The sequence below is a fragment of the Paracandidimonas lactea genome, from assembly GCF_021653995.1.
Classification (GTDB): Bacteria; Pseudomonadota; Gammaproteobacteria; order Burkholderiales; family Burkholderiaceae_B; genus Allopusillimonas; species Allopusillimonas lactea.
The window spans coordinates 447,381-473,907 of the sequence record NZ_JAJJOZ010000002.1; the positions used below are offsets into that span (position 1 = coordinate 447,381).

Annotated in this window: 22 protein-coding genes and 1 tRNA gene; 17 read left to right on the plus strand and 6 right to left on the minus strand. The window is 63.2% G+C overall.

Going from position 1 to position 26,527, the window contains the following annotated elements; translation table 11 throughout:
* Positions 1–3 precede the first annotated feature (3 nt).
* From LOL23_RS05985 to LOL23_RS06005, 5 genes are all read left to right on the plus strand, one after another.
* Complete coding sequence (locus LOL23_RS05985) at positions 4–819, plus strand: helix-turn-helix transcriptional regulator (protein ID WP_160978171.1); 816 nt, start codon at positions 4–6, stop codon at positions 817–819.
* 172 nt (positions 820–991) lie between these two features.
* Positions 992–1,180, plus strand: a complete 189-nt coding sequence (locus LOL23_RS05990; protein ID WP_160978169.1) for a DUF3460 family protein — start codon at positions 992–994, stop codon at positions 1,178–1,180.
* Positions 1,181–1,189: 9 nt separating this feature from the next.
* Positions 1,190–2,068, plus strand: coding sequence for a segregation and condensation protein A (locus LOL23_RS05995; RefSeq protein WP_160978167.1), 879 nt, complete (start codon positions 1,190–1,192; stop codon positions 2,066–2,068).
* 36 nt (positions 2,069–2,104) lie between these two features.
* Positions 2,105–2,956, plus strand: a complete 852-nt coding sequence (gene panC / locus LOL23_RS06000; RefSeq protein WP_160978165.1) for a pantoate--beta-alanine ligase — start codon at positions 2,105–2,107, stop codon at positions 2,954–2,956.
* A 104-nt stretch (positions 2,957–3,060) separates the two neighbouring features.
* Positions 3,061–3,285 (plus strand): response regulator transcription factor, encoded by a 225-nt coding sequence (locus LOL23_RS06005; protein WP_160978163.1) that lies wholly within the window; start codon positions 3,061–3,063, stop codon positions 3,283–3,285.
* Positions 3,286–3,404: 119 nt separating this feature from the next.
* Here the strand turns inward: LOL23_RS06005 and LOL23_RS06010 are convergent, their stop codons facing one another.
* Positions 3,405–4,070 carry a copper resistance protein NlpE N-terminal domain-containing protein gene (locus LOL23_RS06010; RefSeq protein ID WP_237173278.1) on the minus strand — a complete coding sequence of 222 codons (666 nt, stop codon included), beginning with the start codon at positions 4,068–4,070 and terminating at the stop codon, positions 3,405–3,407.
* 131 nt (positions 4,071–4,201) lie between these two features.
* Here LOL23_RS06010 and coaE point away from each other — a divergent pair, with 131 nt between their 5' ends.
* From coaE to LOL23_RS06040, 6 genes are all read left to right on the plus strand, one after another.
* Positions 4,202–4,825 carry a dephospho-CoA kinase gene (gene coaE / locus LOL23_RS06015; RefSeq protein ID WP_237173279.1) on the plus strand — a complete coding sequence of 208 codons (624 nt, stop codon included), beginning with the start codon at positions 4,202–4,204 and terminating at the stop codon, positions 4,823–4,825.
* An 18-nt stretch (positions 4,826–4,843) separates the two neighbouring features.
* Entirely contained in the window at positions 4,844–5,596 is a 753-nt protein-coding gene (zapD, locus tag LOL23_RS06020; protein ID WP_160978157.1) for a cell division protein ZapD, read from the plus strand.
* A 118-nt stretch (positions 5,597–5,714) separates the two neighbouring features.
* Positions 5,715–6,962: an MdtA/MuxA family multidrug efflux RND transporter periplasmic adaptor subunit gene (locus LOL23_RS06025; protein ID WP_160978155.1), complete on the plus strand. Its 1,248-nt coding sequence runs from the start codon at positions 5,715–5,717 to the stop codon at positions 6,960–6,962.
* A gap of 7 nt (positions 6,963–6,969) precedes the next feature.
* Complete coding sequence (locus tag LOL23_RS06030) at positions 6,970–10,074, plus strand: multidrug efflux RND transporter permease subunit (protein WP_237173280.1); 3,105 nt, start codon at positions 6,970–6,972, stop codon at positions 10,072–10,074.
* Positions 10,074–13,259, plus strand: coding sequence for an efflux RND transporter permease subunit (locus LOL23_RS06035; RefSeq protein WP_160978151.1), 3,186 nt, complete (start codon positions 10,074–10,076; stop codon positions 13,257–13,259). The genes LOL23_RS06030 and LOL23_RS06035 overlap by 1 nt, the downstream gene beginning before the upstream one ends.
* 122 nt (positions 13,260–13,381) lie before the next feature.
* The gene (locus tag LOL23_RS06040) at positions 13,382–14,980 is read left to right on the plus strand and encodes an efflux transporter outer membrane subunit (RefSeq protein WP_160978628.1); all 1,599 of its coding nucleotides are present in this window, start codon (positions 13,382–13,384) and stop codon (positions 14,978–14,980) included.
* On the opposite strand, the gene LOL23_RS06045 is transcribed toward LOL23_RS06040, so the two are convergent.
* On the minus strand, positions 14,928–15,971 hold the full coding sequence (locus LOL23_RS06045) for a Nudix family hydrolase (protein WP_160978149.1): 1,044 nt from the start codon (positions 15,969–15,971) through the stop codon (positions 14,928–14,930). The genes LOL23_RS06040 and LOL23_RS06045 overlap by 53 nt on opposite strands.
* 232 nt (positions 15,972–16,203) lie before the next feature.
* The gene (locus LOL23_RS06050) at positions 16,204–17,070 is read right to left on the minus strand and encodes an ATP-binding protein (protein ID WP_160978147.1); all 867 of its coding nucleotides are present in this window, start codon (positions 17,068–17,070) and stop codon (positions 16,204–16,206) included.
* 165 nt (positions 17,071–17,235) lie between these two features.
* Here LOL23_RS06050 and LOL23_RS06055 point away from each other — a divergent pair, with 165 nt between their 5' ends.
* The 4 genes from LOL23_RS06055 (at position 17,236) to LOL23_RS06070 (ending at position 19,857) form a co-directional block, all read left to right on the plus strand.
* Complete coding sequence (locus tag LOL23_RS06055; protein WP_202411656.1) at positions 17,236–18,201, plus strand: polyprenyl synthetase family protein; 966 nt, start codon at positions 17,236–17,238, stop codon at positions 18,199–18,201.
* 68 nt (positions 18,202–18,269) lie between these two features.
* Positions 18,270–18,346: transfer RNA gene (locus LOL23_RS06060), tRNA-Pro, on the plus strand.
* Between the two features lie 296 nt (positions 18,347–18,642).
* The gene (locus LOL23_RS06065; protein ID WP_160978143.1) at positions 18,643–19,365 is read left to right on the plus strand and encodes a class I SAM-dependent methyltransferase; all 723 of its coding nucleotides are present in this window, start codon (positions 18,643–18,645) and stop codon (positions 19,363–19,365) included.
* A 192-nt stretch (positions 19,366–19,557) separates the two neighbouring features.
* Positions 19,558–19,857, plus strand: a complete 300-nt coding sequence (locus LOL23_RS06070; protein WP_202411673.1) for a PsiF family protein — start codon at positions 19,558–19,560, stop codon at positions 19,855–19,857.
* On the opposite strand, the gene LOL23_RS06075 is transcribed toward LOL23_RS06070, so the two are convergent.
* From LOL23_RS06075 to LOL23_RS06085, 3 genes are read right to left on the minus strand one after another with little or no spacing between them, the layout of a single operon-like run.
* A complete protein-coding gene (locus LOL23_RS06075) occupies positions 19,832–20,569 on the minus strand; it encodes a nitroreductase (protein WP_160978139.1) in 738 nt (245 codons plus the stop codon). The genes LOL23_RS06070 and LOL23_RS06075 overlap by 26 nt on opposite strands.
* A gap of 27 nt (positions 20,570–20,596) precedes the next feature.
* Positions 20,597–23,623 (minus strand): FAD-binding and (Fe-S)-binding domain-containing protein, encoded by a 3,027-nt coding sequence (locus LOL23_RS06080; protein ID WP_237173282.1) that lies wholly within the window; start codon positions 23,621–23,623, stop codon positions 20,597–20,599.
* 31 nt (positions 23,624–23,654) lie between these two features.
* A complete protein-coding gene (locus tag LOL23_RS06085; RefSeq protein ID WP_160978135.1) occupies positions 23,655–24,383 on the minus strand; it encodes a GntR family transcriptional regulator in 729 nt (242 codons plus the stop codon).
* Between the two features lie 303 nt (positions 24,384–24,686).
* Between LOL23_RS06085 and LOL23_RS06090 the strand changes: the two genes are divergently transcribed.
* Complete coding sequence (locus tag LOL23_RS06090; RefSeq protein WP_160978133.1) at positions 24,687–25,703, plus strand: Bug family tripartite tricarboxylate transporter substrate binding protein; 1,017 nt, start codon at positions 24,687–24,689, stop codon at positions 25,701–25,703.
* Between the two features lie 184 nt (positions 25,704–25,887).
* Positions 25,888–26,412: a tripartite tricarboxylate transporter TctB family protein gene (locus tag LOL23_RS06095; RefSeq protein WP_160978131.1), complete on the plus strand. Its 525-nt coding sequence runs from the start codon at positions 25,888–25,890 to the stop codon at positions 26,410–26,412.
* Positions 26,413–26,527: the final 115 nt, after the last annotated feature.

A 26,527-nucleotide genomic window follows, 5' to 3' on the forward strand; every position in this document is an offset into this window, starting at 1 on the left:
GCCATGAACCGGCGTGCCCTGGGTGATTTCGTGCGCCGCGCGCGCGAGCGGGTGCAGCCGGAAAGCGTGGGGCTGCCCGCCGGGTCGCGGCGCCGCACGCCTGGCCTGCGGCGCGAAGAGGTGGCGCAGCTGTGCGCCATCAGCGTCACTTGGTACACCTGGATTGAGCAGGGGCGCGACGTTTCCGTGTCGCCGGGCGTCTGGGCGCGCCTGGCCTCAGTGCTCTCGCTTTCGCGCGCCGAGCGCCAATATCTGTTCGAGCTGGCCGAATGCGCCGATCCAGAGCATGGCGGCGAACGTGCCACACCCTTGCCCGCCCATCTGGCCGACTGCGTGCACAGCATCACCGCGCCGGCCTACATCCTGGATCGCTGCTGGAATATCATGGCCCGCAACGCGCCCTTGCTGCGCCTGTTCGATGGCTGGCCGGATCGCGACGCGACACCCAATCTCCTGCGCTATATTTTCCTGGATCCAGCCGCACGGTCGCTGGTGGTTGACTGGGAGGAGCGCGCCAGCCGTGTAGTGGCCGAGTTTCGCGCCGATGCGGGCGTGCATGCGGACGAACCCGACGTGCAGGCGGTGCTGAACGAGCTGCTGCTGTCCAGCAGCGTATTTGCCCATTGGTGGGCGAGGCACAGCGTCGTGGATCGAGAGGGCGGTCTGCGCGCCTTCAACCATCCGCAGGACGGCGTCTTGCGTTACCAGCAGATCACGTTCCGCTTGGCAACCCGGCCCGACTGCAAGCTGGTCATGCTACTGCAGCCGTCCGAATCGTCGGGCTCGATCTTGACGACTGGCCCGGCTTCTTCGTCGTGAGGCACAAGGCCTCGACGGTGATGGCGCTGTGCGTAAACAGTAAAATAGCGGTCAGAAAGGCTCTTCCGGCGCCAAAGCGATCGGCGGTCCGGGGTCGAGTTGGGCAGGCAGCAGGCGGGCGGGTGCAGTACACTCGCTTTCATTGGTTAACCGACGTTATTTCCTGAATATTATGGCAAAGAGCTACGAGTCCGAAATCACCCAGTTCCTCAAGAAGTACAAGTCGGAGCATCCCGACACCGAGGCGCGCCAGCGTGAAGGCCGCGCCCGGCTGTGGGACAAATACATCGACCCAGAACTGCAGGAAGGCTATCGGGCCGGCCGTGTGGCCCAGAAACCTTACGTCTACCAGACGAACTGACGCACATCCATGGCTACGCCTGCGGACGCGGCCGGTGCACTGACTGCTTTGGTTGAGCCCGAGATCGACAGCACCCCCGACGTGATCGATCACGTCGCGCTCGCGCGCCTGTATGGCGAGCCTCTGTTTTCGCTGCCGCAGGATCTCTACATCCCGCCCGATGCCCTCGAAGTTTTTCTCGAAACCTTCGAAGGCCCGCTGGATCTCCTGCTATACCTCATCCGCAAGCAGAATTTCAATGTGCTCGACATCCCCATGGCCGAGGTCACGCGGCAATATCTGTCGTATGTCGAGCAGATTCGCCGTCACAATCTCGAGCTGGCGGGTGAGTATCTGCTCATGGCTGCTATGCTCATCGAGATCAAGTCGCGCATGCTGCTGCCTGTCAAAAAGGCTGACAGCGGCGAAGAGGTCGACGATCCGCGCGCTGAGCTGGTCCGCCGGCTGCTCGAATACGAGCAAATGAAGCTGGCGGCGCAAAAGCTGGACGCGCTGCCGCAGTTGGGGCGCGATTTCCAGCGCGCCCAGGCTTTTGCCGACCTGACCGTCGAGCAATCATTGCCCGATGTCACCGCCGATGACCTGCGCGCCGCGTGGCAAGATATCATGCGCCGCGCGCGCCTGAACGCACATCATCGCATCACCCGCGAGCAACTGTCGGTGCGCGACCACATGAGCCAGATACTGCGCCGTCTGGGCGATGTGCGGTTCATGGAGTTCACTGAGCTCTTTATGGAGCGCATCCATGAAGGCGACGGCCCGGCTGTCGTGGTGGTGCATTTCCTGGCCATGCTCGAGCTTGCGCGCGAATCGCTGCTCGAGATCACCCAGGCCGAGCCCTACGCCCCCATTTACGTGCGCCTGGCTTATGTCAGGGCCGCCGCTTGAGCGCCCCCCGCGTTCCGCCTAGCACCGGAGACACTCTTGAAAGTCGTACACACCATTGAAGACCTGCGTGATCAACTACGCGGCCAGTTGCGCGTGGCGTTCGTGCCGACCATGGGCAATCTGCACCGCGCCCATCTATCCCTGATGAAGCTCGCCCGCCAGCACGGGGATCCGGTCGTGGCCAGTATCTTCGTCAACCGGCTGCAGTTCGGGCCCAACGAAGACTTCGACCGCTACCCGCGCACATTGGCCGAAGACATCGAAAAGCTCGAGCGAGAACGCGACGTCTATGTGCTGTTCGCGCCCAACGAAAAAGAGATGTATCCCGAGCCGCAGAGCTTCAAGATCCAGCCGCCGCAGGACCTTGGCGGCATACTCGAAGGCGAGTTCCGCCCCGGGTTTTTCACCGGGGTGAGCACCGTCGTGCTGAAGCTGTTTTCGTGTGTGCAGCCGGCTGTGGCGGTATTCGGCAAGAAGGATTACCAACAGTTGATGGTGGTGCGCAACATGGTGCGCCAGTTCCAACTGCCGGTGCGCATCTATGCACACGAAACCGTGCGCGATGACGACGGCCTGGCGCTGTCCTCGCGCAATCGCTACCTGCAGCCGGCCGAACGGGCCGAGGCGCCCACGCTCTATGCCACCCTGCAAAAGGTGCAGGCCGATATCGCAGCCGGCAGTATCGATCGCGCCACCCTCGAAGGCCAGGCAACCGACGCGCTTGCGGCGCGCGGCTGGGAGGTTGACTACATCGCGCTACGGCGTCAGCGCGACCTGGGCATCCCCACCGAAGATGAAATCCGCGCGGGCGAACCGCTTGTGGTGCTGGCAGCCGCCAAGTTGGGGGCCACACGATTGATTGACAATCTGGAGATATGCAAGGGGTGACAGCAGACCGGCTGGGGCGGCTGTGACACCATGATTCTTGCACCCGCTTCACGCATGGGTGGCGGGGTGGTTGCACCGCCCCGGTGTCTCAGGAGCCTACGCGCATGAACCCTAGCCATCAACCGTCGTTGTTGCCCCGCCTTACCCCCCGCGAACGCGAAGTCATGGCCTATGTGGCGCGCGGCGAACTCAACAAGATCATCGCCGCCGAGCTGGGTGTATCACGCCGCACAATCGAAACCCACCGCGCTCGCATCTTCCAGAAAATGCAGGTGCGCAACGCCGTGCAGCTCACCCGCCGCATCCTGGGCGAACCGCCGAAGGGCTAACGCCGCAGCCGGGGCACCACAAGGGCGGCAGCGGCTGGGCCAACAGCTACAAGGGTGGCCGTGGTGCTGCGCCGCGTCGCACAAAAACGTAACGCGGCCCGCTGAGCGCCGTACCGGCTTTAGCCCGCCGGCCTGCAGGCCAGCGGGGCCTTGCCTTTCAGCTCGTCGATGCCATCGATATTAGCCTGCCGTGTCAGGCGGTATTCCACGCTGGGGCGGATGTTGTTCAGCATATTGATGCGCAGTACGTTGGCGCTGGTGAACGTGAGATCGGCCCTGTCGGCCTTGTTGGTGCCTTGAAGCAAAATGCGGGTGGGCTGCGCCCCGATCACTTGCCAGCAGCCTTGTTCGACAGTGTCAGGCTGTGCGGTGTCGCCCAAGTAGTGTGTGCGTGCACGCCATTCACCCGTTGGGGCGAGTGTAAGCGTCAGGCGCTGGGCGGGGCACCCGGCGGCACCGGTGAGGCAGGGTACGGTACCCAGGTATGTTTTGGCTTCGGCCAGCTCGCGCGGCGTGGCTGCGGCGGGCGCCGCTTCAGCCTGTGCCTGGCCTTGCTTTGCGGCCAGCTCGCCGCGCTGGTTGCCAAAGCCCAGCTGGATCTGCGCGGGCGCCTGCGTGTAATGGCCGCCCTGGGCCGACAACTGTGCGTCGGACTGGGTGCTCTCGCGGCCGGTATCGTAGTAGCCGGGTGCGCGGCTCTGGGCGCAGGCGGCCAGGGCGAGCAGCAGCGTTGCCGCGGTGATCGACGTGCGCAGTAGTCTGGAGGGCATTGCGGGGCGTTGCATGGCGGATTCCGTGGTATTTGTTCGTGTTGACTGCATTCTACCGCTCGCGGCCATGCTTGTTGTACATTCTTCGTTTCGGGCCGCGGGTTGAAGTCGCCGCTCTGTGGCCGGCGCGCAAAGGAGTGAAGTGCATGTACAAAATTGGCCTGACGGGCGGCATAGGCTCGGGCAAAAGCAGAGTCGCCGACATGCTGATGCAATGGGGTGCCGCGGTCATCGATACCGACGTGATCGCCCATGCGCTCACGGCGCCCGGCGGGCTGGCCATCGAACCCATACGGCAGCAGTTCGGGCCCGACGTGATCGCCGCCACGGGTGCGCTCGACCGCCAGGCCATGCGCGAATTGGCCTTCGACAGCCCCCAGGCGCGCGCCAAACTTGAAGCCATTCTGCATCCCCTCATCCGCCAGGAAACCGAAGCGCGCGCCGCACAGGCCACGGGTTGCTATCTTGTGTTCGTGGTGCCGCTGCTGGTAGAGTCTGAGCGATGGGCCGACCGCGTCGATCGCGTATGCGTGGTCGACTGTGATCCTGACACCCAGGTCCGCCGGGTTCAGGCCCGAAGCGGGCTGACGCCGGAGGCTATTGCGCGTATTATGTCAGCGCAGGCCTCTCGCGAGACGCGGCTGGCCGCCGCGGACGATATCATCGTCAACGATGGCCGCACCGATGCCGACGCGCTTGCGCGGCAGGTGCGCGCCTTGCACGATGCATGGTGCGAACAGGCCGGGCAGGCAGGTGGCTCCCGTCAATGAAATAAGGTTTTCGCTCGCGTGATCCTCTATGAATATCCCTGCAACGAACGTGTTCGCTCCCTCCTGAGGGTCGAGCATCTGTTCGATCGTCTGTTTTTCTTTGCTCGGGGTACCGATCCCCATCATCATCACGTGTGCGTCGCAACGCTGTTCGATCTGCTCGATATCAGCGATCGTACCGACCTGCGCGGCGCTGTGCTGCAGGATCTCGAGCGCCAGCGCGTCGCCCTGCAGGCATTGCACCAGCATCCTGGCGTCGATCCGGGCACGCTGGACACCATGCTGGCCGAAATCCAGGCAACAGCCAGTGAAGTGGCCGCTCAGGGCCGCATAGGGCAAGAGCTGCGCGACAACGAGTGGCTGGCAAGCCTGCGCGGCCGGGTTGCCGTGCCGGGCGGCTCCTCGCAGGTCGACATGCCGTCGTATTACTCTTGGCAATTGCGGCCGATCGAGTCGCGCGTGCGCGATCTGCAGCGCTGGATCTCGCCGTTCCTACCTTTGTACAAAGGCCTGGCCTTGATCCTGCGCGTCTTGCGCGACTCTGGCGATGTGGTCGATGTAGAGGCCCGCCAAGGCGCGTACCAGGAAATGTTGGGCGGCAAGGTGTTCCAGTTGCTCCGTGTCTGGGTCGATCCTGTGCTCGATATCTTCCCCGAGATCAGCGCCAACAAATACGTGGTATGGGTGCGTTTCGCGCAACAGGATTCCGAGCTCAAGCCGCACTCTGTTACCCAGGACGTTCCGTTCCGGCTGGCGCGCTGCAACCTATAGCCGGTACCGTCGCGCAATGCACATAGTTGTTGCGTGTTATTTCAAAACTATCGGGTCTGTGTCACGGTGGGGGGCTGATCGGCGACAATGACGCCTGTTTCCCCCAACGGAGTCCTGTATGCCCGAATCCCGGCCCGAGTCGCATGATCGCCGCCGTACCTGGGTGTGGCTGCTTGTCGCGTTGTTGCTGGTGGCGGGCGGGTACTACTGGTTCTTTATGCGTGGGCCTGCACAGGCGCCCCAAAACCCCTTCGGGCGTGCTGGCATGGCGGGTATGCCTGTGCCCGTCAAAGTGGCCCAGGTTGCGCAGAGTCGGCTCAATTATGTCGTTCGGGCGGCGGGTACGGTAACGGCCTATAACACGGTTACCGTGCGCAGCCAGGTGGATGGCGAACTGGTGGATATTGCATTTCAGGAAGGGCAGCAGGTCGAAAAAGGCGGCTTGCTCGCGCGCATCGATCCGCGCAGTTATCAGATCGCGCTTGATCAGGCGGTGGCGCAGCAGAAGCAGAACGAGGCGCAACTGCGCAATGCGCAGAGCGATCTCAAGCGCTACCAGCAGCTTCTCAGCCAGAACTCTATTGCGCGTCAGCAGGTCGATACCCAGTCGGCCCTGGTGCAGCAGCTGCAGGGGGCCGTCGCCGCCGACCGTGCCGCGGTCGACAAGGCTCGCTTGCAGTTGGGCTACACGCGCATTACCGCACCGATTTCAGGGCGCGTGGGGCTGCGCAGTGTCGATGTGGGCAACCTGGTCAGTGCGGCCGGCACCACCGGGCTAGTCACCATCACGCAAACGCGCCCTATCGCCGTGCTTTTCTCGGTTCCGCAGGCCTATCTGCCCGACATCTCCGCGCAAATGCGCGCCGGGCACACACTTGCGGTCGCGCTCTACGACAGCGCCGACGTGCGCCGCATCGCCGAGGGCGAGCTCGAGTCGGTCGACAACCAGATCGACGTGACCACCGGCACGGTGCGCCTGAAGGGCCGGGTTGCCAACGACAACGAAGGCCTGTTTCCCAATCAATTCGTCAATGTGCATCTTCGTGTGGATACGGTCGACACGCTGTCCATTCCTGCTGTTGCGGTCCAGCAGGGCAGTATTGGTGCGTTCGTTTATGTGCTGGACGAACAGGACAAGGCGCACATCCAGCGTATTGAAACAGGCCTGACGGACGACGGCCGCATCGGTGTGAAGCAGGGTCTGAAAGCGGGCCAGCGCGTGGTGATAGAGGGTGTGGACCGGCTGCGCGAGGGCGCGGCGGTGAATATAACCAACGACAGCGAGGCAACGCCCGGCGCCAGCGCGAAAGAGGCCGGCATGGCTACCCCGGCCACCGGCGCACCGGGCCGGCGTGGCGGGCGGTAGAGCTGCCGTGAATCTCTCCCGCCTCTTTATCCTGCGACCCGTGGCCACGACACTGGCCATGCTGGCCTTGCTGCTGGCCGGCTTGATCTCATATCGCGTGCTGCCGGTTGCTGCATTGCCGCAGGTCGACTATCCAACAATACAGGTTTCCACCCTGTACCCAGGCGCTAGCCCCGATGTGATGGCAGCGCTCGTTACCTCGCCGCTGGAGCGTCAGTTTGGCCAGATGGCGGGGCTCACACAGATGACGTCCACCAGTTCGGGGGGCGCGTCGCTGATTACACTGCAGTTCGACCTGACCCTGCCCTTGGATGTGGCGGAGCAGGAAGTGCAGGCCGCCATCAATGCGGCCTCCAACCTGCTGCCCAATGACCTGCCCGCGCCGCCAGTCTATAACAAGGTCAATCCAGCCGATACGCCGGTGATCAGCCTGGCGGTAACATCGCCCACGCTGCCGCTCTACGAGGTGCGCGATCTGATCGACATCCGTGTGGCGCAGAAGCTCTCGCAGATCACCGGCGTGGGGCTGGTAAGCATTGCGGGTGGGCAACGGCCCGCTGTGCGCGTGCAGGCTAACCCGCAGGCCTTGGCCGCGCATGGGCTCACGATGGCTGATCTGCGTACGGCGATCACCGCGGCAAACGTCAACCAGCCCAAAGGCACGCTCAATGGCCCGGAGCGTTCTACGACAATCAACGCCAATGACCAGCTGCGTTCGCGCGAAGACTACGAGAACCTCATCATCCGCTATGGTGATGGTGCGCCGCTGCGACTCAGGGACGTGGCCCAGGCGCGGCAGGATGCTGAGAACATCCGCCAGGCTGCGTGGCTGGGCGATACCCCCGCCATCCTGCTCAATATCCAGCGCCAGCCCGGCGCCAATGTCATCGACGTGGTCGATCGGGTAAAGCAACTACTGCCGGCGCTGCGCGAGGCGCTGCCAGTGGGCGTCGATGTGACGGTGGCGGCCGACCGCACGCACACCATCCGCGACGCGGTGGCACACGTCAAGGCCGAAATGCTTCTGGCCGTCGCCTTGGTAGTGCTGGTCACTTTTGTCTTCCTGCGTAGCTGGACGGCGACGCTGATACCCAGCGTCGTGGTGCCATTGTCGCTGGTGGGCACCTTCTGCATCATGTATCTGGCCGGTTTCAGCATCAACAACCTCACGCTGATGGCGCTCACCATCGCCACCGGTTTCGTGGTCGACGATGCCATCGTCATGATCGAAAACATCGCTCGCTATATCGAGCGCGGTGAAACCGCCCTCAAGGCGTCGCTGCTGGGCGCGCGCCAGATCGGTTTCACGCTGGTGTCGTTGACGCTGTCGCTGATCGCGGTGCTGATCCCGCTGCTGTTCATGAGCGATGTGATCGGGCGTCTGTTCCGCGAGTTCGCCATCACCCTGGCCGTGGCGATCCTGCTTTCGCTCGTGGTGTCGCTTACGCTCACACCCATGATGTGCGCGCGGCTGCTGCGGCCCGAGTCTGAGTCGCAAGAGGGGCGTTTTCAGCGCATGTTGGCGCATGGCATGGAAAGGCTGATCGCGGCCTATGCGCGCGGGCTGGACTGGGTGCTGGGCCACCAGCGCCTGACGCTGCTGGTGGCGCTGGGCACCCTGGCGCTCACGGCACTGCTGTATCTTGTTGTGCCCAAGGGCTTTTTTCCGCAGCAGGATACGGGCCTGATCCAGGCGCTGAGCCAGGGGCCTCAGACAGCCTCGTTCGGCGCCATGGCACAGCGGCAGGCGCAGGCAGTGGACCTCATCCGCCAGGATCCCGCGGTCGAGGCGGTGACCTCTTTCATCGGCATTGACGGCAACAATGCCACGCTCAACACCGGCACCATGCAGATCGCGCTCAAGCCCATTGGCGAGCGCGACGCGACTGCGGCGCAGGTTATCGCACGCCTGGGCGAGCGGCTTGCGGCCCTGCCCGAGATGGCTGTTTATATGCAGCCCGTGCAGGATCTCACGGTGGACGACCGCGTGGCGCGAGCGCAGTACCAGATGACGCTGTCTGACCCGGATGTCTCACAGCTGAAAGTGTGGACGCCGCGGCTGGTGCGTGCGCTGCGCGAACGGCCGGCCTTCAGGGATGTAAACGATAGCCTGCAGGCTGGCGGCCTGCAGACCGTGCTGCGCATAGACCGTGACGCCGCCGCGCGATTGGGTGTGACGATTGCCGCCATCGACGATGCGCTGTATGACGCCTTTGGCCAGCGCCTGATTTCGACGATATTCACCCAATCGGCCCAGTACCGGGTGGTGCTGGAGGTGGATGCGGCGTTCCGCGCGAGCCCGCAGGCACTCGACCGCATTTATGTAGCCACCAAGAGCGGTGGGCCGGTGCCGGTTAGCAGCCTGGCACGCATCGAAGAGCACAGCACACTGTTGGCGGTTGAACGTCTCGGTCAGTTTCCGGCGACGACGATTTCATTCAACCTGGCGCCAGGCGTGGCCCTTTCCGATGCGGTGGAGATGGTGCGGGAAACTCAGGCGGCAGTTGGCATGCCTGCGTCGCTTGACCTGCGGTTCCAGGGCGCGGCACGCGCCTTCCAGCTTTCGTTGTCGAGCACACTGTGGCTGATGCTGGCGGCCGTGGTCACCATGTATGTGGTGCTGGGCGTGCTGTATGAAAGCTTCATCCATCCGGTCACCATCCTCTCGACGCTGCCCTCGGCTGCTATCGGCGCACTGCTGGCGCTGTTGCTGCGCGGCACTGAACTGGACATGATAGGCGTCATTGGCATCATCCTGCTGATTGGCATCGTCAAGAAGAACGCGATCATGATGATCGACTTTGCGCTGGACGCCGAGCGCGGGCGGGGGCTGGCGCCGCGTGCGGCGATACGCGAAGCGGCGCTGCTGCGCTTCCGTCCCATACTGATGACCACCCTGGCAGCCCTGTTCAGTGCGATTCCGCTGATGTTCGCCACGGGTTCGGGCGCCGAGCTGCGCCAGCCGCTGGGCCTAGTGATGGTGGGCGGCCTGGTGTGCAGCCAGGTACTCACGCTTTTCACCACGCCGGTTATCTACCTGATGTTCGAGCGTGTGGCCAGCCACGCACGCGGTGGCGCGGCGCGGCGTGTGGCCGACGACGGGGCCGTGTGATGCGTTTCCTGGCCCTATTCATCCTGCGGCCGGTGGCGACCACGCTGTTATGCCTGGCCATGGTAGGGGTGGGTGGGCTGGCGTATATTTTTCTGCCCGTATCGCCGCTGCCGCAGATCGACTTTCCCATGATTTCGGTATCCGCCAGACTGGCCGGTGCCAGCCCCGAAACCATGGCTTCGAGCGTGGCGACGCCGCTGGAGCGTTCCCTGGGATCGATTTCGGGGATCAGTGAAATGTCCTCGCGCAGCACCGAAGGCAGCACGCGTGTATTCCTGATGTTCGATCTTTCACGCGACATCAACAGTGCGGCGCGCGACGTGCAGGGGGCTATCAACGCGGCGCGCACTCTGCTGCCGTCCAGCCTGCGCAATAATCCCACGTACCGCAAGGTCAACCCCAATTCGGCACCTATCATGGTGCTGGCGCTTACATCCGCCACGGCCACACAGGGGCAGCTTTACGACCTTGCCGATACAGTGCTGGCGCAGAAATTGTCGCAGGTGCCCGGGGTCGGCGAGGTCGAGGTAGGCGGCAGCTCGCTGCCGGCGGTGCGGGTCAGCCTAAACCCACATGCGCTCAATACCGCCGGCGTGTCTCTGGATGAGGTCCGCGCGGCGCTGGCTGGCGCCAACACGATGCGGCCCAATGGTTTCGTGGACAACGGCCAATACAGTTGGCAGGTAAATTCGGGAGGGCAGCTTTTCAAGGCCGAGCAGTACCGGCCGTTGATCGTGACCTGGCGCGATGGCGCACCCATCCGGCTGCGCGACGTGGCCCGCGTCGAGGATTCGGTCGAAAATACCTTCAACGTGGGTTTCTACAAAGACAAACAGGCGGTTTTGCTGCTGGTGCGGCGCCAGGCGGCCGCCAACATTATCGAAACCGTCGATGCCATCCGCGAGCGCTTTCCCGCCTTTGAGGCCATGCTGCCGGCCCATGTTTCGCTGACTGTGGCACAGGACCGTTCGCCCAGCATCCGTGCCTCGCTGCACGAGGCCGAGATCACGCTGCTGATCGCGGTGGCGTTGGTGGTGGGGGTTGTGTTGCTGTTCTTGCGCAATGCGCGCGCGGCGCTGATCCCGGCCATCGCCGTGCCGGCTTCACTGATCACCTCGTTCAGCTTCATGCTGTGGTTTGGCTATACCTTGAACACGGTGTCGCTGATGGCGCTCATCGTTGCCACCGGCTTCGTGGTCGATGATGCCATTGTGGTGTTGGAGACCATCATGCGCCATATCGAGCGCGGCGCCTCGCCGCTGCGCGCCTCGATCCGTGGCCTGCGCGAGGTGGGCTTCACTGTGGTGGCCATGAGCTTGTCGCTGGTCGCGGTTTTTATTCCCATGCTGCTCATGGGCGGATTAATGGGGCGTATGTTCCAGGAGTTCGCCGTCACGCTGTCGGTGGCGGTCCTGGTGTCGCTAGTGGTGTCGGTAACGCTCACCCCCATGATGTGCGCGCGTTTGCTGCAGCAGCGTGACGGCGCTGCGCGCGCGACGCGCGGGCGGCGTGCCTGCACGGCGCTGGGGCGGGGCGTATGCGCAGCCCTGGGAGGCCTGCGCCGTGCAGGGGGCGCAGTATTGAATATGTTCATGGCGCTGGGCGACTGGTGCCGGCATGGCTATGAGCGTTCGCTGCATTGGGCGCTGGCGCACAGCCGGTTGACGCTGCTCATTCTGTTTGCCACGATTGGCTTGAACATCTACCTGTACGCGGCGGTGCCCAAGAGTTTCCTGCCGCAGCAGGACACCGGGCAGTTACTGGGTTTCTTCCGTGTGGACCAGGGCACGTCGTTCTATGCCATGAAGCCCAAGCTGGACCGTTTTCGCGACATTCTGCTACAGGATCCCGCGGTACAAAGTGTGGCCGGGTTCGCCGGGGGGCGCGGCGGCAGCAACAGCACCTTTCTGATGATTCAGCTCAAGCCACGCGAGGAGCGCAAGGCCAGCGCTATGGAAGTGGTCAACCGCTTGCGGCCGCGCTTTGCGGGGCTGCCCGGTGCGCGCCTGACGCTGGTGCCTCAGCAGGACATCTTCCTGGGCGGCATGCAGGGGGGTAGCGGCAGCTACAGTTATTCACTGTTGGGCAGTGATCTGGATGTCATCAAGGCCTGGCTGCCGCGTGTACAGCGTGCGCTGGCTGCGCTGCCTGAGCTGACGGACGTGGATACGGATATCGAGGACAAGGGCCGGCGCGTGGAGCTGGTCGTCGACCGCGATGCGGCGGCCCGCGTGGGCGTTGACATGGCGATGATCGCCAGTACGTTGAACAATTCCTTCAGCATGCGGCAGGTGTCGGTGATTTATGGGCCGCTCAATCAGTATCACGTGGTGATGGGGGTGGATGAGCGTTATGCCACGGATGTGGACTCGCTCAAGCGCATCGAGGTGGTGACAGCGGACGGCAGCCGCGTACCCTTGTCGGCCTTTGCGCGGTTCGAGATGGGCAATGCGCCGCTCAGTGTGAGGCATACTGGCTTGCTGGCGTCGGAGTCAATTTCCTTCAGCCTGGCGCCAGGCGTTGCGCTTGAGCAGGCGACCGCGGCCGTCGAGCAGGCAGTGGCGCGCACGGGCTTGCCTACTGACCAGATACAAGCGGGCTTTGAAGGCGAGGCCGGCGAGCTGCAGAAAACGCTGGGGCAGCAGCCATGGCTGATTCTGGCTGCTCTGCTGACCATGTATATCGTGCTTGGCATCCTGTATGAAAGCTATATTCATCCGCTGACGATTCTATCGACGTTGCCGTCGGCGGGGATTGGCGCGCTGTTGGCACTGTTGGCGGTGAAGGAGCCGTTTTCGCTCATTGCCTTCATTGGCGTGTTCCTGCTGATTGGCATCGTGAAGAAGAATGCCATCATGATGGTGGACTACGCCTTGCTGCTGGAGCGGCGCGACGGCTATGCGTCGCGCGAGGCGATCTTCCAGGCCTGCCTGGTGCGCTTCCGGCCCATCATGATGACGACGATCTCGGCCATGCTGGGCGCGCTGCCGCTGATTCTGTCCAATGGCGCCGGGGCTGAAATGCGGCGCCCGCTGGGCTTGACGATCGTGGGCGGCCTGCTGATCAGCCAAGTGCTCACCCTGTATACGACGCCGGTGGTGTATCTGTATCTGGATCGCCTTCGTCTGTGGGTTGCGCGGCGGCGCAGGCCGGTGGCCGCGGATGTGCGTCCGAGGGAGGCGTAATGGTGAGCGCATGGCTTACTGGCGCCGATGGGTTGAGGCCGGCAATCGACGTATGTCGCGCAGGCCTGGCCGCGCAAGCGGCCGGTGGCAGGGAAGAACACGTGACGGATAGTTGGGGTTCCATGAACAAGGCGAGTGTGAGCGCAACGACAAAAGGCAGTGGACAAGGCGCGCGGCGCCGCAGTGCAGCGGGGCGGCCTGTGTGGGTAGCCGCGCTGCTGGCGCTGCTGGCAGGTTGTGCCGTCGGGCCTGATTACCATAGGCCCGATCTGGAGGTGGGCGCTGCCTACAAGGAACTGCCCGCGCAAGGCGCCGAAACGCGGGCGCCGGGCTCGTCTGCCTATGGCGCCGCGCCGGTTCCTGAAGGCCAGGATGCTATGTCGTCGGGTGCCTCAACGCAGGCGGCGGGCGGTGGTGCTTTCCCCGGTTGGGTGCGCGCACAGCCGGCCGATACGGCCCTGCCCTCGGAATGGTGGTCGCTGTATGCGGACGGCGTGCTCTCTGGCTTGATGGCGCGCCTGGCGCAAGGCAACTTCGATATCGCCCAGGCCGAGGCTAAGTACAGGCAGGCGCGGGCGGCGCTCGGCGCAGCGCGCGCGGGGTTGTTTCCCACTGTCGGTACGTCGGCTTCGGCTACCCGTTCGGGGGGCGGGGCTTCGGGCGGCGGCATAGGCGACGTGGGCAATCAATATAGTCTGTCGGGTACGTTGAGCTGGGAAGTTGATTTGTGGGGCAAGGTGCGCAGGTCAGTGCAGGCCAGCCACGCAGGTTTCGAGGCCAGCGGCGCAGACTTGGCGGCGGCGCGGCTCAGCCTGCAATCCACCCTGGCGCAAAGCTACTTCAACCTGCGCATGGCCGATGTGCAATTTCGCCTGCTGGCGGAAACCGTTGCGGCGTATGAACGTTCGCTGACGACGACGCAGAACCGTTACGCGGTGGGCGTGGCTGGGCAGGCTGATGTCGAGGCGGCACGTGTGCAACTCGAAAATGCCCGGGTACAGCAGTTGGCGTTGGCGGCACAGCGTGCGCAGCTCGAACATGCCATTGCTGTGCTGGTGGGTGTGCCTCCCTCGCAGTTTGCGCTGCCCGAGGCGCCGGCCGTGGCTTTGGCCGTGCCCGAGATTCCGGTGGGCCTGCCGTCTCAACTGCTGCAGAGGCGCCCGGATATTGCCGCTGCGGAGCGGCGCGCAGCCCAGGCTAACGCCCAGATCGGCGTGGCACAGGCAGCCTGGTTTCCCGCGCTCACGCTCAGCGCACAGGGCGGTTTTCGCAGTGGCGAGTGGGCACAGTGGTTGACGGCACCGGCGCGCTTCTGGTCGCTGGGCCCCGCGTTGGCGTTGACGGTGTTCGACGCAGGCGCGCGCAGCGCCCAGGTGGAGCAGGCACGGGCCAATTTCGACGCGCAGGCGGCGGTATATCGGCAGACTGTATTGACGGCGCTGCGCGAGGTGGAAGACTACCTTGTGGCACTGGATGCGCTGGGCCGGGAGCAGGTCGCGCAAGATCGTGCCCTGGCGGCGGCCCGCGAGTCGCTGCGCCTGACGCAGAACCAGTATGATGCTGGCCTGATCGACTACCTGAGCGTGGTGCAGGTGCAGACAGCGGCGCTGTCCGCTGAACGGTCGGCGCTGCAATTGCGCGCCGATCGCTTGGTTGCCAGCGCCCAGCTTATTGCCGCGCTGGGTGGGGGATGGGATGCGACGGCGTTGAGCACGCGCTGAGCCCGCGTATGCCGGCGATGCCATGCGCGCCATGCGCGCGGGCCTCGTTGAGCGTGGCGGGCGACTGGCCCCCGATGGCGTACACCGGCAGCGCTGCCTGCTGGGCCAATGCGGCAAAGGCTGGCCAGCCTATACCCGGCACGCCAGGGTGCGAGGGGGTGTCAAGCACATGGCCCACCACCACAAAATCCGCATCCAGCGCCCGTGCGGCCTGTAGTTCTTGTGCCGTATGGGCGGAAACGCCCAATAGATGGCCATTGCGGCCCGAGGCGCCCGGTGGTGCCTCCTGGGGCGGCGGGGTGGGGGCGTGCCGAGGCGCGCGGGCCAGGGCGTCTTGCGCACGCATGTGCACGCCATCGGCCTCGGCCCACCATGCCTCGGGGTGGATGCTGTTGATCAGGCAGCGTGCGCCATGGGCGTGGCAGCATTGCAGCACCTGCCGGAAGGCATCCAGGCATTGCGCCTCGTTGGCCGCCAGGCCGGGTTCGCGAAATTGCACCAGCCGCACGCCTTTGCGCAGCGCGGTGTCGAGGGTGGCAAGGTAGCGAGGCAGCGCCGCAGCATGACCGATCGAGGTAATGAGGTAGTGCGCGGGCAACTGTGCCCAGCGCATGGGGGGGTGGGTGGCTGGCAGCAGCGGTTGGACGGGCAGCGGCTGCGCCTGCGGATCGACCCATGCCAGTTGCTGGCCTTCCAGGCCTTGCGGCTCGCCTTCCCAGCCAGTGACGCGGCAGAAAGAAAGGCGAACGATATTTTTGCTGTATTCGTGCGTATAGGTGACCCAGGGCGTGGCTTGGGTGACGCGGATGCCGAGTTCTTCGTGCAACTCGCGCGCCAGGGCCTGCAGCACTGTTTCGCCAGGCTCGAGCTTGCCGCCCGGCAGCTCCCACCAGCCCGGCCAAGGCTTGTCGGCAGGCCGCTGGGCCAGCAGTACCGCGCCATCGTGGCGCAGGATCAGCCCGGCGGCAACCTCGACAAAGGGTTTGGTCATGAACGGCCTTGAGAGCGGCCCGTATCGGACCGGGGCGGGTTGGTGCCGGCCAGCGAGGCGCGGCGGCGTGCCAGTGCGCCGGCGCGACCGTTGAGCGCGATGCGTTGACGGGAAGTGCGGGAAGGCGAGGGAGTGCTAGGTTTGAACATGACCAGGGTTCAGGGTGGTAAAAAAAACGGTTCATGCCCGCCGTTGGGCGGGTACTGCGGTATTGAATTGGACGCGTGGCGGATCAGGTGTGGCGCGCGGCCCAGTCGCGCGCAAACTGACGCGCCACGCGCCCGGAGCGCGAGCCACGCTCGAGCGCCCACTGCAGCGCCTCGGTGCGCGAGGCGTCGATGTCTTGCTGTGTACAGCCGTGCTGCGCCAGCCAGTAGTTGACGATGTCGAGGTAGTCATCCTGGCGGAAGGGGTAGAACGACAGCCAGATGCCGAAGCGTTCGGACAGTGAGATTTTTTCTTCGACTGTTTCGCCTGGGTGGATTTCGCCGTCGCTTTGATGCTGCGCCGCCAGGTTTTCGCTCATGTATTCGGGCATGAGGTGGCGGCGGTTGGACGTTGCGTAGATGAGCACGTTGTCGCCGGAGGACGATACCGAGCCGTCGAGCACGGATTTGAGCGCCTTATAGCCGGCTTCGCCTTCCTCGAAGGAAAGGTCGTCGCTGAAAATGATGAAGCGCTCGGGCCGGCCGGCGACCATGTCGACGATGTCGCCCAGATCGCCCATGTCGGATTTGTCGACCTCGATCAGGCGCAGGCCGCGGCTGCCGTAGGCGGCCAGCATCGCCTTGACCAGTGAGCTTTTCCCCGTGCCGCGTGCACCGGTCATGAGTACGTTGTTGGCCGGCTTGCCTTCCAGAAAGTGCAGCGTGTTGCGTTCGATGACCGCCTTTTGCCGGTCGATGTGCTGCAGATCTTCGGTATGGATGGTGGCTACATGGCGAATGGCGTCGAGCCAGCCGCGCGCACCTTGCTTGCGCCAGCGGTACGCATGAGCGGACCAGTCGGTGTCGGGTGGCGCGGGGGGCAGCCAGGCCTCGAGTTGCGCCAGCACGCGCTCCGCGCGGGCAACCAGGGTGCCAAGATCTGGGGAAGTCAACGGAATTCTCCGATATCCGGAAGGCAGAAAAACTATTATTATCGCGCATTTGACGCAGGTCGGCATCCGGCGGCCTGGGCACCGCGTGGCTTGGGTGCCTCACGTATAATCCTAGCCTTGATATTTCGGGCTTTGCGCCGCCCCAACCTTGTTCCGGACAACGTTTTGAGCCTCACAGAGTTAATTACCCCGATTTCGGATGACATGAAGGCAGTCGATGCCGTCATTCGCGCACGCCTCAACTCCGACGTCGTCCTGATTCGCACTATCGGCGATTACATCATCGGCGCTGGCGGCAAGCGTATGCGTCCGGCCATGCTGCTGCTCGTGGCCAATGCGTTGGGTTACAGCGGCCGCAATCATCATCTGCTGGCCGCTGTGGTCGAGTTCATCCACACGGCTACCTTGCTGCACGACGACGTGGTCGACGAATCCGATCTGCGGCGCGGGCGCAGCACCGCCAATGCCATGTTCGGCAACGCCGCCAGCGTGCTGGTGGGCGACTATCTCTATTCGCGCTCGTTCGAAATGATGGTCGAATCCGGCTCTATGCCCGCGATGACGGTGCTGTCCGGCGCCACCACCATAATTGCCGAGGGTGAAGTGCTGCAACTGCTCAACGTGCACGACCCCGATGTATCGCTCGATCGCTACCTTCAGGTTGTGCGCTACAAAACCGCCAAGCTGTTCGAGGCGGCTGCTGAGGTGGGCGCCATCGTGGCCGGCGCCACTGCCGGGCAACAGGCGGCGGCTGCCGCCTACGGCCGCCACATCGGCACCGCCTTCCAGCTCATCGACGACGTACTGGATTACTCCGGCGACGTTCATGTGCTGGGCAAGAGCCTGGGCGACGACCTGCGCGAAGGCAAGCCTACACTGCCGCTTATCCGCGTCATGGAAACCGGCACAGCCGAGCAGCGCGAGTTGGTGCGCAATGCCATCAGCGAAGGCGCGGGCGATTTCACCGCCGTGGCCCGCGCCATCCAGCAAACCGATGCACTCGAATACACCCGCCAGGCCGCCCTCGCCGAGGCCGAACTGGCTCGCCAGGCGCTCGAAGGCCTGCCCGTTTCCGTTCATCGTGAAACTTTGCTAAAATTCTGTTCCTTCGCGGTCGATCGGGACCGTTAAGCAAAAATCCCGCGCCACGGGTAACAGGCCGCACCGCAAGGTGTCGCCGCCGCGGCAAAGCTTCAAATCGGGGCGTAGCTCAGCCTGGTAGAGTACTGCGTTCGGGACGCAGGAGTCGCATGTTCGAATCATGTCGCCCCGACCACCGTTTTTCAAACAAAAAGCCCTTGGCAAAAAATCGCCAAGGGCTTTTTGTTTTTGGTACGCGGTGCGTAAACCCGGTTATTACGGTTTCTCTACTGCCCAGGCCGCTGTTCAGCCCCTAAGCACGGCACACTATTTTGAATGCGCCTGCCAAGAAGCAACACGAGTCGCCCAAACAGGCGGAGCGACGATCCCTGACCTCTGCGCGGCACCGCATGCTGGCGGCATTGCGTGCTGGCCTTTGCATGGTATTCGGGCGATACTGGCAAAATGTTGATTTTTCTGAGTTTTTTCTAAATGTTCGGGGATGCGCCTGCGGGCCGACCCGGATATCACACCCGCATAGAACGCGTAGCGATTCCTGATGGCGAGGATCTGTGGATCCGGTCTCTGCGCGATCGGCAGCAGTTCCACGATCCTGACGGCCAAGCCCTGCGCCTGGGCATTTGTTCGGCCTCGTGGCCGCTGTTCGGCTTGATCTGGCCATCCAGCCTGATATTGGCCGCGCGGCTGTCGCGGCGCAGTGTCTGCCCTGACGAGCGCGTGCTGGAAATTGGCTGTGGCCTAGGCATTCCTACGCTGGTTGGGCGCCGCCGCGGGGCGTGCATGACGGCGAGTGACCGTCATCCGCTGGCGCAGCGCTTTCTGGAGATCAATGCGCGGCTTAACGACGTACCGGCGGTCAAGTATCGGCATGGGCAATGGGGTGAAGGGCGCGATATATGCGTACGCGACATTGGCATTGAGCCGCTCAGTGCCCGATACGATCTTATCCTTGGCAGTGATCTGCTCTACGACCGCAACGCCCCGGCGGCGCTTGCGGACTTCCTGGATGATCATGCCGCGGCCAGCGCCGAGGTCTGGATCATCGACCCTGATCGGGGCCACAGGCCGGCGTTCAACCGCCATATGGCTGGCTTCGGCTTCGAATTGGTAGAGCAAGAGCGGCTGGACGCTGTTGCAGCCCCGGCATCGGGGCAGCCGTACAAGGGGCGGCTGCTGGTTTATTGCCGCGGCTGAGCCGCTCCGCCGTTAATTTCCTGTTGCATTCTTTGCTATTGTTTTCCCGTGATTTTGCGCCTGCATACTTGTTTTTGCCAAGATCGGAACGCATGATAGGCACACCCCAATCCGGGGCGGCTCATCTGGAGATCTCTTATGCGTACCGTTTCACTGCGAACCCTATTGTTTGCCGCGCTGCTCGGCGGTGCGATGGCCCTGCCGGCCGCAGCGCAACCGTCGGCAGCCAAAGAGGCAGGTGCCGCCTCTTCTGGCAAGCCGCTGACGGCACAACAGCAGCGCATGGCAACCTGCAACAATCAGGCCAAAGGCAAGGCGGGCGAGGAGCGCAAGGCTTTCATGAGCCGCTGTCTGAAAGGTGAAAACGGCACCCCGGACAAGGCATTAACGGCACAGCAGCAGCGCATGAAGGATTGCAATGCGCAGGCCAGCAGCAAAAGCCTTAAGGGCGACGCTCGCAAGGCATTCATGAGCACTTGCTTGAAGGGGTAGGCGCGGCCTGGGGCGTTGCTGCGGCCTGTACGTCGCTGTCGTGAAACGTCACGAACTCGTCCAGGGCGATACGCTCTGGGCGGTAGCGGTTGGCGGGGCAGTCGGGGTCTTCGTAGCCGATGGAAATGCCGCAGATGACAGTCTGGTCGTCGGCAATGCCCAGTACTTGTTTGACCAGATCGGGGTAGTTGGCCAGGGCGGCTTGGGGGCAGGTGTGCAGGCCCACGCCGCGCGCGGCGATCATGATGTTCTGCAGGAACATGCCGTAATCCAGCCAGCTCCCTTTCTCCAGATCGTTGTCGATGGTGAAGAGCAATACGACGGGGGCGTCGAAAAACTGATAATTGCGGCCGTGCTGGGCGGCGCTGGCGGCGCGGTCGCCCTTCTGGATGCCCAGTGTGCTGTACAGGCCCCATCCGGTTTCACGCCGGCGCGCCAGATACGGTTGGCGCCAGTTTACGGGGTAGTACTCGTACTCGCGCCGCGCGGGCTCGCCGCGATCATGGGCGTCGCTCAACAGTTCGGACAGCCGGCGGCGCGCGTCTCCTTGCACCACGTGCACTTTCCAGGGCTGAATGTTGCTGCCGCTGGGTGCATGGCGGGCGATATTCAGAATATCCTGGATGAGCCGCGGCTCGACGGCCCGCGGCAGAAAGCCGCGTACGCTGCGGCGCGAGGTGATGGCTTCTGCGACGCAATTGGATGCGGGCATGGGGGTGTCTCCTGAAGGTGGGCGGCTTCAGTCCGCCAGAGCGCGTTCCAGTACGCATGCGATATGCACGGCCTTGCGCGAGGGCTCGCCCCGGGTGCCGTCAGCGATCTGGTGGCGGCAGCTGGTGCCGTCTGCCACGATGAGCGTTTCGGCGGAGGTGGCGCGCACCGCCGGCAGCAGCGCGAGTTCTGCCATGCGCATTGAGACATTGTAATGCGCGGCGTCGTAGCCAAAGCTGCCCGCCATGCCACAGCAGCTTGATTCGATCAGGCTGGCTTCAAGCTCCGGAATCAACCGCAGGATGCGCAGTGCCGGTTGCACCGCGTCGAATGCTTTCTGATGACAGTGTCCGTGCAGCAAGGCTTTGCGTTCCGGCAGTGCTTTGAGTTTCAGTGTGGCACGACCCGCTTCGATCTCGCGCGCCAGGAACTCTTCGAACAGGAATGACTGGCGGGCCAGTGTTTGCGCGGCATCGCCCAGGCCCAGTGCCAGATATTCGTCGCGCAGCCCGAGCAGACAGGAGGGCTCCAGGCCCACGATGGGTACACCGCGCTCGGCGAAAGGCAGCAGTGCATCGATCATGCGGTGGGCTTCGCCGCGGGCGTCGTCCACGAGCCCCGCGGCCAGGTAGGTGCGGCCGCAGCAGAGCGGCCGGCCAGGCTGGCGGTCGGCGGCCGAAGGCCGAGCAACGTATACCTGGTAGCCAGCGGCGCGCAGAACGCGCAGCGCCGCGTGCGCGTTCTCAGCGTCGAAGTAATTGTTGAACGTATCGGCGAACAATACGACATCCGCCTCGCGCGCATCGGCGGAGTTGGCGTGGTCGAGAAAGGTGCGGCGGCGCCAGGCCGGCAATGTGCGCTGCGCCGAGAAGCCCAGCAGTTTTTCGGAGAGCCTTGCCATGCCGGGCAGCGTATCGCGCAGGTTGGCAAGCCACGGCAGACGCGCCGCCCATGGTGCCCAGCGCGGCAGTGTGGCGATGATCCTGTCCTTGAGCGGAACGCCATGTTTGCGGTGGCGCTGGTGCAGCACTTCGATTTTCATGCGCGCCATATCGATGCCTGTGGGGCAGTCGCGCTTGCAGCCCTTGCAACTGACGCACAGATCCAGGGCCTCGCGCACGGCATCCCCCTGCAGCGCGTCGGGCCCGAGCTGCCCCGAAAGTGCCATGCGCAGCGTGTTGGCGCGGCCTCGAGTCAGGTGCTGCTCATCAAGGGTGACACGGTAGCTTGGGCACATAGTGCCGGCGTCGAATTTGCGGCAGTGGCCATTGTTGTTGCACATTTCAACCGCCTTGGCCAGGCCGCCAGTGCTGTCGCCGCCGCTGCCCGGTTTGCCGGTCGCACCTGTGGCTGCGTCGGCCTGAACATTCCATGCCGACCAGTCCAATGCGGGCTTGATGGTGATGGTGCGATAGTTGGGTGGGAAGCGGAACGTGGTGCGATCATCCATTTTTCCGCAGTGCACGATTTTTCCTGGGTTCATCAGCCCATCGGGATCGAACAGATCTTTGACTTCTTCGAACGCGCGCGTCAGCCGCGGGCCGAACTGCCACGACACCCATTCGCTGCGTACCAGGCCGTCGCCATGTTCGCCTGAAAACGCGCCTTTGTATTCGCGCACTAAGGCGCTGGCCTCTTCGGCGATGGCACGCATGCGCTGCGCGCCGTCGCGCCGCATGTCGAGAATCGGCCGCACATGCAGGGTGCCGACGGATGCATGGGCATACCAGGTGCCGCGCGTGCCGTGCTTCTCGAATACTTCTGTCAGGCGGCGAGTGTATTCGGCCAGGTGTTCAAGCGGTACGGCGCAGTCTTCGATGAACGAAACCGGCTTGCCGTCACCGCGCATGCTCATCATGATATTCAACCCTGCCTTGCGTACGTCCCACAGGGCTTTTTGCTGCGCGGCATCCGGCATGCGCACGACCGCATCCGGCAGACCCAGGCTAGCCATGAGATCGACCAAATCGTCCAGGCGCGCGCGGTCGCGTTCGGGATTGTCGCTGGCGAACTCGACCAATAATATGGCCTGCGGCTCGCCGATCAGGGCGCGATCGATCACAGGCCGGAAGGCGGGGTTTTCGCGCGCCAGGTCGATCATCGTGCGATCCACCAGTTCGACGGCACAGGGCTCGAGCTGCACAATGTGCCGCGTCATGTCCATGGCTTGATAGAACGTCGGGAAATTGACCACGCCCAACGTCTTGCTGGATGGCAGCCGTGCAAGCTTGAGGGTAATCTGGCGGGTATATGCCAGCGTTCCTTCACTGCCCACGAGCAGGTGTGCCAGATTGACGCTGCCGGGCGGCCCATAGGGGCGGGGGTTGCGGGGCTGGTAAATATCCAGGTTATAGCCGCCTACGCGGCGCAGCACTGCGGGTACACGCCGCGCGATCTCGGCCTGTTCGCGCGCCGCGATGCCCGAGAGCCCTTCCATGATGCGGCGTACACGATCAGGTGTGTTCCGCATCTGCTCGACGTTGGTAAAACAGGCCAAGGTGCCGTCCATGAGTTCGGCATCGATGCCGAGCACGTTGTGCACCATATTGCCGTAGGCGATCGAACGAGAACCGCATGAGTTGTTGCCTGCCATACCGCCGATCGTGCATTGGGCCGCTGTGCTGACATCTACGGGAAACCAGAGGCCGTGCGGCTTGAGCCAGGCATTTAGGTGGTCGAGCACAATGCCGGGCTGTACGGTGACCGTCATGGCCTGCGCATCGAAATCCATGATCTGGTTCAGGTGCTTGCTGTTATCGATGACCAGCGCCGCGCCCACTGTCTGACCGCACTGCGAGGTGCCCGCGCCGCGTGCCAGCACCGGCACGCCGAGTTCGCGGCATAGGGCCAGCGCGGCGGACACATCGTCCACCGATTGGGGGATCAGCACGCCTACCGGGTCGATCTGGTAAATCGATGCATCAGTGGCATAGCGACCGCGGTCGGCGGCGCCAAACAGCACATCACCTGCCACCGCGCGGCGCAAGCGCAGCGCCAGCTCGCGTTGTTGGGCGTAGGGAGACGGGGGGATCAGGTGAGAGTGGGGCGCGTTCATCAGGAGCTCCTGCGGTGGATCGCCGCCAGCGTCAGCGGGATTGGTGAGGCGGTGTGTTCATGGGCGTGAAGTCTTCGAGCACGGTTTCAAGTTTGTGCTTGAGATGGCGTTCCATGATGTCCGCAAGCCGCTGCGCGTCGCGCGCTTCAAGTGCATCCACCATGGCCAGGTGTTCGGCCATGGCGTTGTTCCACTTTTCGCGCACCAGGTTGGAACGAAAGCGTACATTTTGCAGCCGCAGGTTGATGCCCTGGTACACCCGCACGAGCAGCGCGTTGTGGCCGGCGGCGCTTATGCGGTCGTGGATCTCGCGGTTGACGCGGTAATACGCGGGCAGATCCTGACGGGCGTGCGAGGCCTGCATCTCGAAGGTAAGTGCGCGGATCTCGGTGATTTCCTGGTCGCTGATGCGTTCGCAGGCCAAGCGGCCTGACAGCGCCTCGAGCGCGCCCAGTACTTCAAAACTTTCGCGAATATCGTCTTCGGAGAGCGCGATGACTTGGGCGCCGCGGTTGGGCTGTATGTCGATCAGGCCGTCTGCGTGGAGCAGGCGGAACGCTTCGCGCAATGGTGTGCGGGAAACCTGGAGTTGATTGCACAGTGCCCGCTCGTTCAAGCGGGTGCCGGCGACGAGCGTGCCTTCGATGATCATGTCGCGCAGGCGCTCGGCGACTGTTCCAGGCAGCGTTTGTCTGTTCAACGGTTCAATGTCGGATGCTGTGTCGGCCAGCAAGGCGGTGTCTGCGTCGTTTATTTTCATTGGTATACCAAATTTTGACATGTGGGCTGAAAATTCCCTTGCCTTTTGGTTTGACTGGTGTTTATTATTCCCGAACGTTGGAATTTTGTATACCAGATTGGCTATGCATCATTTCACGCAGCGTCAACCGTCGGCATAAATAAAGCATTATTTTCCGGAATACGGCAAAGGCGCCTGCTTCCGGCCCATGTTTTGATCAAGAACCCGGCCGCTGTCATAACAGGGTTCCCTCGCATAAGAATGAATCGGCACGATACCGCTCATATAAGGGCGGCGATGCAGTTAATCGAAGAGGAGACATCCATGAAGCACGCAACCCTGAAGCCATCCCGCACATCCGTTGCTCTTGCCTCGCTGTTGGCGCTGGCGGGTATCGCCGCCACGCCCGCCCATGCCTGGGAGCCTACCCGCAATGTGGAGATTATCGTTCCGGCAGGGGCAGGCGGCGCGTCTGACCAGATGGCGCGCACGATTCAAAGCATTATCCTCAAACATAAGCTGATGAACCAATCCACATTGGTTCTGAACAAGGGCGGTGCCAGTGGTGCTGAAGGGATCATGGACACCAAGGCGTCGCCGGGTAATCCGCACAAGCTGATGGTGGCCTTCTCGGCCATCTACACACTACCCATCGCGGTGAAGCTGCCGTTCAACTGGCGCGATTTGAACCCGGTGGCCATGATCGCCAAGGATGAGTTCCTGCTCTGGACCAATGCCGAAACACCCTACAAAACGGCGGGTGATTATTTGAAGGCGGTCAAGGAAAAGCCCGCCGGTAGCTTCAAGATGGGCGGCACGGGTGCCAAGCGCGAAGACCAGATCGTTACCATTGCGCTGGAGAAAGCCTCGGGTGCCAAGTTTACCTACGTGCCCTATAAAAGCGGCGGGGAAGCGGCAACCCAATTAGTGGGCAAGCACACGGATTCCAACGTCAACAACCCCAGTGAAAACATCGCACAATGGCGCGCCGGGCAGATCAATGCGCTCTGTGTGTTTTCCGATGCGCGCATGCACTATACCGACAAGGTCACGACAAGCCAGTCGTGGTCCGACATCCCCACATGCAAAGAGCAGGGCTATGACGTGCAGTACCAGATGCTGCGCGGTTTCTTCCTGCCGCCTGACACCACGCCGGAACAGGCTCAATACTACGCGGGCGTGCTGCGCAAGGTCAGTGAAACGTCGGAGTGGAAGGATTACCTGAACAAGCAGGCGCTCAATGGCCAATTCCTGGAAGGCAAGGATTATGTAGCCTTTCTGGAAAAGGACGAGGCATACCACAAGACGCTGATGAATGAAGCCGGCTTGGCTGCGAAGTAATCCAAGTTGTCGAACGGGCGAGCCGGGCAATCGACCCGCCCGGTGATCGACAAGCCGGGTAACCGACAAGCCGCGGGATCGTCGCGCCGAGTGATGGACAAGGTGCATGATCGGCAAGGCAGCCAACCGGCTGGCCGGTCAACCGGCAAGTCGGCAGATCGGCAATCTCTCCAGGAGGTTTGATATGGCGCAAGAATCGGCGCGCGAGGACGCTCAGCATGCGCGCAGCGGCATTCTGAGCACCTGCGTGGTGGACGCCCTCACGGCAGTGGCGGTGTTTCTGATCGGTGTGGTGATGATGGTAGACAACACCAAACTGGGCGTCAGTTGGGGCGAAACCGGCCCGCAATCAGGTTACTTCCCCTATCACATAGGCGCGATCCTGTGCATCGCCAGCGTAGCGGTGTTGTGCAGCGCACTCTTTGGCAAACGGCGCAATCGCGAGCCTTTTGTGGCGTGGTCGCGTTTCAGGCTGGTGCTGGCGGTCCTGGTGCCCACCATCGTGTATGTGCTGTTGATTCAGTTCATGGGTATATACGTGGCGTCAGTGCTGTTCATAGCGGGCTTCATGCGGGTGCTGGGGCGTATAGGCTGGCTCAAGACTGTGCTGGTCAGCGTGGGCGTGAATGTGCTGCTGTTCTGGATGTTTGAAGTGCAATTCATGGTTCCGCTGCCGAAAGGGCCGCTGGAGGCCTACTTCGGTTACTGAGCATTTTTCAGTGCGGCGTTTGCAGTGTTTGCCGCGGATTCAGCAATCTGTGCGAGTGCAGAAGATTCCTCGTTTGCGACAGCTTCAGCGTTTACAGCAGTTCCAGTGATTGCAG

Excerpts from the sequence above, each read along its gene's own strand:
- LOL23_RS05985 (WP_160978171.1), top strand. The coding sequence starts at position 4 with ATGAACCGGCGTGCCCTGGGTGATTTCGTGCGCCGCGCGCGCGAGCGG.
- LOL23_RS05990 (WP_160978169.1), top strand. The coding sequence starts at position 992 with ATGGCAAAGAGCTACGAGTCCGAAATCACCCAGTTCCTCAAGAAGTAC.
- LOL23_RS05995 (WP_160978167.1), top strand. The coding sequence starts at position 1,190 with ATGGCTACGCCTGCGGACGCGGCCGGTGCACTGACTGCTTTGGTTGAG.
- LOL23_RS06005 (WP_160978163.1), top strand. The coding sequence starts at position 3,061 with ATGAACCCTAGCCATCAACCGTCGTTGTTGCCCCGCCTTACCCCCCGC.
- LOL23_RS06010 (WP_237173278.1), bottom strand. The coding sequence starts at position 4,070 with ATGCAACGCCCCGCAATGCCCTCCAGACTACTGCGCACGTCGATCACC.
- coaE (WP_237173279.1), top strand. The coding sequence starts at position 4,202 with ATGTACAAAATTGGCCTGACGGGCGGCATAGGCTCGGGCAAAAGCAGA.
- LOL23_RS06025 (WP_160978155.1), top strand. The coding sequence starts at position 5,715 with ATGCCCGAATCCCGGCCCGAGTCGCATGATCGCCGCCGTACCTGGGTG.
- LOL23_RS06035 (WP_160978151.1), top strand. The coding sequence starts at position 10,074 with ATGCGTTTCCTGGCCCTATTCATCCTGCGGCCGGTGGCGACCACGCTG.
- LOL23_RS06040 (WP_160978628.1), top strand. The coding sequence starts at position 13,382 with ATGAACAAGGCGAGTGTGAGCGCAACGACAAAAGGCAGTGGACAAGGC.
- LOL23_RS06045 (WP_160978149.1), bottom strand. The coding sequence starts at position 15,971 with ATGACCAAACCCTTTGTCGAGGTTGCCGCCGGGCTGATCCTGCGCCAC.
- LOL23_RS06065 (WP_160978143.1), top strand. The coding sequence starts at position 18,643 with ATGTTCGGGGATGCGCCTGCGGGCCGACCCGGATATCACACCCGCATA.
- LOL23_RS06070 (WP_202411673.1), top strand. The coding sequence starts at position 19,558 with ATGGCCCTGCCGGCCGCAGCGCAACCGTCGGCAGCCAAAGAGGCAGGT.
- LOL23_RS06075 (WP_160978139.1), bottom strand. The coding sequence starts at position 20,569 with ATGCCCGCATCCAATTGCGTCGCAGAAGCCATCACCTCGCGCCGCAGC.
- LOL23_RS06080 (WP_237173282.1), bottom strand. The coding sequence starts at position 23,623 with ATGAACGCGCCCCACTCTCACCTGATCCCCCCGTCTCCCTACGCCCAA.
- LOL23_RS06085 (WP_160978135.1), bottom strand. The coding sequence starts at position 24,383 with ATGAAAATAAACGACGCAGACACCGCCTTGCTGGCCGACACAGCATCC.
- LOL23_RS06090 (WP_160978133.1), top strand. The coding sequence starts at position 24,687 with ATGAAGCACGCAACCCTGAAGCCATCCCGCACATCCGTTGCTCTTGCC.
- LOL23_RS06095 (WP_160978131.1), top strand. The coding sequence starts at position 25,888 with ATGGCGCAAGAATCGGCGCGCGAGGACGCTCAGCATGCGCGCAGCGGC.